Below are 7167 nucleotides of genomic sequence, written 5' to 3'. Positions count from 1 at the left end.
CCGCCGACTTCCTTCAGATTCCACCTCGCGGTGGACACCCTTGTCTTAGGCTAACGGTTGGCACTATCAACCCCCGTATCGGACTTTCACCGACAAGATTACGCCCATGCCGGGCGCACATAAAAAAACTGCTGACATTACGTCAACAGTTTAAAATCTAATAATATTTCAGCCGCCAAAAATCTACAATAACTGTAAACTCTCAATTGATTAAGCTGTTTCTATATCTTTTCTTTTCTTTCCTTTTTTAGAAGACTTTAATTGAGGTCTAACTTCACCTTCTTTTAATCTAACAATTTCAGGTGATTTTTTTTCTTTTATACACTCTTCATTTATAATAACTTTTGTAATAGTTTCATCTGAAGGGATGTCATACATTATTTCTGTCATAGTTTCTTCAACTATTGATCTTAAACCTCTTGCTCCAGTCTTTCTTTCAATTGCCTCATTAGCGATTGCTTCTAATGCCTTCTCATCAAACTCTAATTCAACATTATCCATTTCGAATAATTTTTTATATTGCTTTACCAAAGCATTCTTTGGCTTAGTTAGTATATTTATTAATGCATCTTTATCTAGGCTTTCTAAAGTTACGATAACAGGTAATCTACCAACAAACTCTGGAATAAGACCAAACTTTAATAAATCTCCTGGCATTATTTCTTTAAGAAGTTTTCCTACATCTTTTTCATGTTTAGATGCAATTTCAGCTCCAAATCCAATAGAGCTTCTTTGAGTTCTCTTTTCTATAATTTTATCCAAACCATCAAAAGCTCCACCACAAATAAATAATATATTAGATGTATCTATTTGAATAAACTCTTGATGTGGATGCTTTCTACCACCTTGAGGAGGTACTGAAGCAGTTGTTCCTTCTAATATTTTTAATAATGCCTGTTGAACACCTTCTCCAGAAACATCTCTTGTTATTGATGGATTTTCAGATTTTCTTGCTATTTTATCTATTTCATCAATATAAATTATTCCTTTTTCTGCTCTTTCTATATCATAGTCTGCATTTTGAATTAGTTTTAATAGGATATTTTCTACATCTTCACCAACATAACCAGCTTCAGTTAATGTTGTTGCATCTGCTATTGCAAAGGGAACATTTAAAAACTTAGCTAAGGTTTGTGCTAATAAAGTTTTTCCTGAACCAGTTGGCCCTAATAAGAGAATATTACTTTTTTGAAGCTCTATTTCGTCATCTATAATATTTGAACTAATTCTTTTATAATGATTATAAACAGCAACAGCTAAAGCTTTCTTAGCTTGTTCTTGACCTATAACATATTGATCTAAATAGTTTTTTATTTCTTTTGGCTTAGGAACAGTTGTTGTATCTATTTCAACATGATTTTCAAATTCATCTGCAATTATTTCTGAACATAAATCTATACATTCATCACAAATATATACTCCTGGTCCAGCTATTAATCTTTTTACTTGTTCTTGATATTTACCGCAAAAAGAACATTTCAATTGTTTTTTGTCGTCGTATTTAGCCATAAATTCACCTCGCTTAAGTTAGGATAAACTATTTTTTATCGTTATCTAAATTATTCTTAGTAATAACCTTATCTACTAATCCATAATTCATAGCTTCTTCTGCAGACATAAAATTATCTCTTTCAGTATCTGCCTTAATTTTTTCTATAGGTTGATTAGTATTTTCACTTAATATTTTATTTATTATCTCTTTAATCTTTAATATTCTATTAGCATGTATTTCAATATCTGTCGCTTGACCTTTAAATCCACCAAGAGGCTGATGAATCATTATTTCGCTGTTAGGTAATGCAAACCTTTTACCTTTTGCTCCAGAAGAAAGTAAAAATGCTCCCATTGAGGCAGCCATACCTATACATATAGTTGAAACATCTGGTTTAATATATTGCATAGTATCATAAATTGCCATTCCTGCAGTTATTGATCCGCCTGGACTATTTATGTAAAGATAAATATCTTTATCAGGATCTTCACTTTCTAAAAATAATAATTGTGCAACAACCAAGTTTGCTGTATCATCATTTATTTCTCCACTAAGCATAATTATTCTATCTTTTAGAAGTCTTGAAAAAATATCGTATGACCTTTCTCCTCTACCTGTTTGCTCTACAACCATTGGAACCAAACTCATTTTATTCACTCCTTTTTTTCTTTATTCTCTCTTATATAATATATCCATATTTAAAAAAACTAATTATATTTGCTTATAATAAAATTATATAAAACTTTATTAATTTTGTTAATATTCACTTGAAATAATTGCCAGAATTTTATTCTGGCAATTATCTTTTAATATTCTATTGATTATTTTCTACTAAGAAGTTTAAAGTTTTTTGTATTTTAACATCATATTCTAATGCAGATCTTTGATTCTTTATTAATAAATCAATCATTTTTTCGTCACTAGCTGCTGAATACATTTCTGCAACTTCTTTAGCTCTTTCTTTTATGTCTTCTTCTGTTGCTTCAATATTTTCAACATCTATAATTTCTTGTAAAACTAAATCAGTTTTTACTTTATTAAGAGCATTTTCTCTCATGAAATCTCTTGTTTTTGCTTCATCTGATCCAGTGAATTGGTAATATTGTTCTAAGCTTAATCCTTGATACTTAAGTCTTTGTTCTAAGTCTTTTAACATAGAATCAATTTCTTTTTCTACCATTACTTCTGGAACATCTATAGTTGCATTTTCAACTACTGCCTTAAGAACAGCATCTTCAAATTCTCTTTCTTCTCTTGCTTTATTGTTCTTTTCTAATTTAGCCTTAATATCCTCTTTTAATTCTGCTAATGTTTCAAATTCTGAAGCTTCACTTGCAAATTCATCATCTAATGCAGGTAATTCTTTTACCTTTATATCTTTAACTAAAACTTCAAATCTTGCCTTTTTGTTGTTTAAATCTTCTCTTCCATAGTTTTCAGGGAATGTTACATTTACATCTACCTTATCTCCCACTTTTGCTCCAACTAATTGATCTTCAAAATTATCTATGAAAGTACCTGAACCAATTTCTAGAGAGTAATCCTTGCCTTCTCCCCCTTCAAAAGCAACATCATCAATAAAGCCTTTGAAGTCTATAACTGCTATATCACCTTTAGCAATTTCTCCATCTTCTTTGCTTTCTATTCTTGCATTCTTTTCTTGCATTTCTTTTAATCTATTTTCTACATCTTCATCAGTAACTGGGTATGTAGGTCTTTCAACTTTTAATCCTTTATATTCACCTAATTGAACTTCAGGATAAACTGTTACTTCAGCAGTATAAACGAAATCTTTTCCTTCTTCTGCTGTAATAATGTCTATATTTGGATAATCAACTGGCTTAATATCATTTTCTTCTAAAGCCTTTCCATATGAAGAATCTATTGCAAAATTAATTGCATCTTCTAAAAGAACTCCAATTCCATAATACTTTTTAACTATATTTATTGGAACTTTTCCCTTTCTAAAACCTGGAACATTAAAGCTTTTTACATTCTTTTTATAAGCCTTCTTTATAGCTTCATCAAATTTTTCTGCTTCAACAGTAATTTCTAGCTTAACTAGATTCTTCTCTATTTTTTCCATTTTAGCTTTCATTGTACTCTTCCTCCTAAAATAGTGCATACTATCTTGATTAATATAACTATGCCATTATAACATATTTCCTAAATTATTTTCAAATATTTGTTTAAATTTCACATTAATTAATTAACTAATTGACCATTTTGATTTACATATTTAACATTGCCATCAATTAATACTTCTAAACCTTTATCAGTTAACTTATTTAATTTTACCTCTTTCCCTTTTGAATTCCATAAAGTTTGATGTGTTTTACTATCAAGATCAACTATCCATATATATTTATTTAAATCATATCCAAAATATGGAACATTACTGATATAAGCTGCTTTTGTATCAGAAATAAATTTCGCATCTACATTCCATATATAATTCTCATAGGTTTTTAATACAGTATTTTTCTCAAAAACTTCTCCATTAGGAGCCACATAGTTTGGTGCATGTATAAGCACTTCTGTTTTATCAGTTTTAAATATTTTCATATCTTGATTTTTATCAATAGTTATCACAGCTGTTCTTGATGGATTTATTGAATATGTTAATTTTGCCTTATTTTCTTTGATTTCTTTAAATTTCTTAACACCATTTAGTTCTTCATATCCTAAAACTAAAGTATCTGTTTCATTTACTTTAAGTTCAATAATCTTTTCTTCTACTTTCTCTTCTTCAACTTCTTCTGCTGTTTCTTCTGTAATATTTTCCTCAGCTAAATTTTCCTCCTTTGCTGAAATATTATCTTCCGAATCAACCCAAGCTTGAATTTTATCTTTTAGCGAAGCAAAATTAATATTACTTACTAATGATTTGGAAACAACAACAATGAGTACTAATAATATAAGAGCAGAAATCATTATAATTCTTTTTCTACGTGCTCTCATTTTTCTTTCATACTCTCTACTAAATATGCTAGGCTTCCTCACACCCAAACCCTCCTGTTTAATATTTTTATAAAAATTATCTATTTATAAAAGTATCTACATTTATCTATATATAAATACCTATTAAACTAAATTATTTTCTACAACCACACTTTTTATCACTACTTTTTGTGCTGCAGCATCCGCCACATTTAATTAATCCAAGATCTCTTAAATCACCTATGGATAACTTAGCTACATTTTCATCATAATCTTCGTAGTCTGGTGTAGATTTTAATATATTCTTATCAAATTCTAACATAATAATCACCTCATTATCTATTATATACTTAAATTTTAATATTCCATATATATATTTTAAATTTTACATAAATTTATACTTTTTCCTAATTATATTTAATTTTGTATTAAACTTTTTATTATTTTTTGAATTTTTTATAAAATATATTGGTTTTTTCGTCCAAATATACTATAATTATATATAATAATACAGTATTTTGTTATTTATACAAAATATTATCTCTAAATTAACAACCCCATAATGTTCATTTCTCCCTTAAAATGAACATTAATCCCTTATAAAGAGCTGGCAACAGCTCTTTCTTTTTTTGTAATATAATAGCTAGTCCTTGACAATTATAGATAATTTTCTTTTTGTCGAAATTCTATATCTATTACAAAAGGTGTTACAAAAATCTTGTAACACCTTTAATATTTCCAGTAAATTTAATACCTGCTTTTTATAAGTAATTCCATGGATTCACTGCTTGTCCGTTTATTCTAATTTCAAAATGAATATGTGGTCCTGTACTCATTCCTGTAGATCCAACATAGGCAATAACTTCTCCTTGACTGACTGCTTGCCCATTACTTACTAGCAATTGACTATTATGAGCATATAATGTTTGAACTCCGCTTCCATGATCTATTATTATTACATTACCATAATCCGACATCCATCCTGAATAGGCAACAACTCCGCTTTTTGAAGCATATACAGGAGCTCCATATGGATCTGCAAAGTCGACTCCTCTATGATAACCTGCTGCTCCAGTAACAGGATTTATTCTCGGTCCAAAATCATCAGTTACCGGACCATAACCTGGTCTTATAAAAGATTCTGAACTTGGATTATTTACTGTTCCGCTATTATTTTGATTATTACCGTTATTTATTTGATCCAAAATACTGCTTAATTGAGCTTCTAATTGTTCATTATATGCAGTCAAATCACCAATTTCACTTTCTATTTGATCTTGTTCATATGCAAGGCTGTTAATGATATTTGTCTTTTCAGACTCTAAAGTATATAGCTCATTCATCTTGCTTTCATGTTCATTTTTCTTAACTAGAAATTCTTCTTGAGCCTTAAGCAATTCATCTTGTTTTTCAACCAAAGAGCTTTTACTAATTTCTATTTCTTCTAATTTTTTATTTATTTCTTCTTTCTCTATATTTAATTGCTCTTGTATCGCTCTTAACTCCTGGACCAATTGCTTGTCCATTGACATTATTTTAATTATATCTCCAACATTATTAAAGAATTCTGTTAAACTTTTACTTTCTAATACCATATATATCATATTAGTTGTAACATCTAATTTATAATAACTTCTTATTCTATTTTCAAGTAATGTTTTTGCCTGATCCTCTTCTTTTTTCTTTTCTTCAATTAAAGCTTCCTTTAATGAAATTTCACTTTTAGCATTCTCTATTTCCCTATTAATGGAATCTATTTCTGCTTGTACTTCATCTATTTTACTTTGATATGCATCAACTTCTTCTTGCGCCCTTTGAAGTTCTATGCTCTTTGCATCTATTTCATTTAAAACTCCCTGCAGTTCTTCCGAAGTAATTCCTATTTGATTCATTATTTCATTCTTTTTCTTTTCTAATTCTTTTATACTAGAATTATTTTGATTTATTTTTTCCTGAAGAGAATTTTTTGTATCTGCAAAAGAAATCATATTATTTGAAAAAACTATAACTATCGCTATTGCTATAGCTTTAATATTTTTTTTCATTTTACCCCCACCTATAACTTAGCATTTAATAAATGATTTATTCCAAAATGTCTATTATCCATTTATTACATTGCTTACATTTATAAATTCTAATTACAAAAAGACTTAAAAAAGCTCTATCTTCTTCATCTAATAATTCAGCTTCATATCTTGTTATGAAATTATCTTCTTCATCTATAAACCCCTGTATTTCAACTATATAATTCTGATTTGTTTCATAGCAGCAGTCATTTTTATCAACAGTTTCTATTTCTTCATAATCAAGTTCTAAACTTAATTCTTGAATTATTGGTATTATATCATCATAATCCTCTATATTATCTAAAAATTCTTCTTCGTAAAACTCTAAATTCTTTATTTCGAATAATTTTTTCATAATAACTCACCTTTATATATATTTAGTTCTGTTAAGTTATATGATATTTGAATTTCATCCCTCCTTAGAGTATCTTAAATATAGCAACACCAAAAATACCTCCGAAGGAGAGATGAAATTATGTGCAAATTAGTGAATAAAATTACATGTCCAAGATGCCATAGTCATAACCTTTATCGCTTTGGTAAAGATAAGGCAGGTAATCAAAAATATCAATGTAAAGACTGTAGACGTCAGTTTACTTTTGAAGATTGTAGGGGTAAGAAAAATCGTATATTGAGAGGATATCCTCGTTGTCCTGTTTGTGGTAATGG

The 7167-nt window shown here is 28.6% G+C and carries 8 protein-coding genes; 1 reads left to right on the top strand and 7 read right to left on the bottom strand.

Going from position 1 to position 7167, the window contains the following annotated elements; all coding sequences use genetic code 11:
• Window positions 1-210: 210 nt before the first annotated feature.
• The 7 genes from clpX to KQI16_RS02200 form a co-directional block, all read right to left on the bottom strand.
• Window positions 211-1509 carry an ATP-dependent Clp protease ATP-binding subunit ClpX gene (clpX, locus tag KQI16_RS02230; RefSeq protein WP_216431884.1) on the bottom strand — a complete coding sequence of 433 codons (1299 nt, stop codon included), beginning with the start codon at window positions 1507-1509 and terminating at the stop codon, window positions 211-213.
• A gap of 28 nt (window positions 1510-1537) precedes the next feature.
• Window positions 1538-2140, bottom strand: coding sequence for an ATP-dependent Clp endopeptidase proteolytic subunit ClpP (gene clpP / locus KQI16_RS02225; protein WP_216431882.1), 603 nt, complete (start codon window positions 2138-2140; stop codon window positions 1538-1540).
• A 166-nt stretch (window positions 2141-2306) separates the two neighbouring features.
• Complete coding sequence (tig, locus tag KQI16_RS02220; RefSeq protein WP_216431879.1) at window positions 2307-3590, bottom strand: trigger factor; 1284 nt, start codon at window positions 3588-3590, stop codon at window positions 2307-2309.
• Window positions 3591-3697: 107 nt separating this feature from the next.
• On the bottom strand, window positions 3698-4495 hold the full coding sequence (locus KQI16_RS02215; RefSeq protein ID WP_216431878.1) for a hypothetical protein: 798 nt from the start codon (window positions 4493-4495) through the stop codon (window positions 3698-3700).
• Window positions 4496-4586: 91 nt separating this feature from the next.
• Window positions 4587-4754 (bottom strand): hypothetical protein, encoded by a 168-nt coding sequence (locus KQI16_RS02210; protein WP_216431875.1) that lies wholly within the window; start codon window positions 4752-4754, stop codon window positions 4587-4589.
• Between the two features lie 439 nt (window positions 4755-5193).
• Complete coding sequence (locus tag KQI16_RS02205) at window positions 5194-6477, bottom strand: murein hydrolase activator EnvC family protein (RefSeq protein ID WP_216431873.1); 1284 nt, start codon at window positions 6475-6477, stop codon at window positions 5194-5196.
• Window positions 6478-6514: 37 nt separating this feature from the next.
• Window positions 6515-6853, bottom strand: a complete 339-nt coding sequence (locus tag KQI16_RS02200; protein WP_216431871.1) for a hypothetical protein — start codon at window positions 6851-6853, stop codon at window positions 6515-6517.
• A gap of 120 nt (window positions 6854-6973) precedes the next feature.
• Between KQI16_RS02200 and KQI16_RS12875 the strand changes: the two genes are divergently transcribed.
• On the top strand, window positions 6974-7167 hold a 194-nt coding region (locus KQI16_RS12875), incomplete at its 3' end, for an IS1/IS1595 family N-terminal zinc-binding domain-containing protein (protein WP_286172843.1).

It is taken from the genome of Caproiciproducens sp. MSJ-32 (genome assembly GCF_018918055.1).
GTDB lineage: Bacteria > Bacillota > Clostridia > Clostridiales > Clostridiaceae > Clostridium.
Note: the sequence above shows the minus strand (reverse complement) of the source record. Positions and strands in the feature narration are given on the sequence as shown.

Coding starts and splice junctions, on each gene's coding strand:
- clpX (WP_216431884.1), bottom strand. CDS start 1,509: ATGGCTAAATACGACGACAAAAAACAATTGAAATGTTCTTTTTGCGGT.
- clpP (WP_216431882.1), bottom strand. CDS start 2,140: ATGAGTTTGGTTCCAATGGTTGTAGAGCAAACAGGTAGAGGAGAAAGG.
- tig (WP_216431879.1), bottom strand. CDS start 3,590: ATGAAAGCTAAAATGGAAAAAATAGAGAAGAATCTAGTTAAGCTAGAA.
- KQI16_RS02210 (WP_216431875.1), bottom strand. CDS start 4,754: ATGTTAGAATTTGATAAGAATATATTAAAATCTACACCAGACTACGAA.
- KQI16_RS02205 (WP_216431873.1), bottom strand. CDS start 6,477: ATGAAAAAAAATATTAAAGCTATAGCAATAGCGATAGTTATAGTTTTT.
- KQI16_RS02200 (WP_216431871.1), bottom strand. CDS start 6,853: ATGAAAAAATTATTCGAAATAAAGAATTTAGAGTTTTACGAAGAAGAA.